This is a genomic window from Stenotrophomonas sp. CASM101 (assembly GCF_049384845.1).
GTDB lineage: Bacteria > Pseudomonadota > Gammaproteobacteria > Xanthomonadales > Xanthomonadaceae > Stenotrophomonas > Stenotrophomonas hibiscicola.
This window is the reverse complement of the sequence record NZ_JBMRFR010000040.1, coordinates 1-451: the sequence shown is the minus strand read 5'-3', so window position 1 is coordinate 451 and position 451 is coordinate 1. Positions and strand designations below refer to the sequence as shown.

The following is a 451-nucleotide window of genomic DNA, read 5'->3' as shown; positions in this document are numbered from 1 at the left end:
CTAAAATAATGTATAATATAATGAGGAAATAAAAGCAGAAAAGAAGGGGAAATATGAAAGAAATAAAAACTATAATGATCAAGGTAGATGTAAAAAATCCAGAAAAATCCCTAATAGAAAAAGGGGCTGATATGATTAAATCTGGTGGTCTGGTGGCTTTTCCAACGGAAACCGTATATGTACTGGGAGCCAATGGACTGGATGAAGAAGCTGTAAAGAATATATTTTTAGCTAAGGGACGTCCCCAGGACAACCCTCTGATACTTCATATAGCTGATAGTAAACAGATAGTACCATTGGTAGAATCCATTCCAGAAGCGGCTCAAAAGTTGATGAAAAGGTTTTGGCCGGGACCATTGACTATATTGTTTAAAAGGAGTAATCTAGTACCTGATATTATTACAGCAGGCCTTGATACGGTAGCCATAAGGATGCCTAAGAATGCTATAGC

At 37.0% G+C, this 451-nt stretch carries 1 protein-coding gene; it reads left to right on the top strand.

Translation table 11 applies throughout. The features are described from left to right. Positions 1-74 precede the first annotated feature (74 nt). Positions 75-451, top strand: a 377-nt coding sequence (locus tag VG543_RS21180; protein WP_423181125.1) for an L-threonylcarbamoyladenylate synthase, incomplete at its 3' end; no start/stop codon positions are given.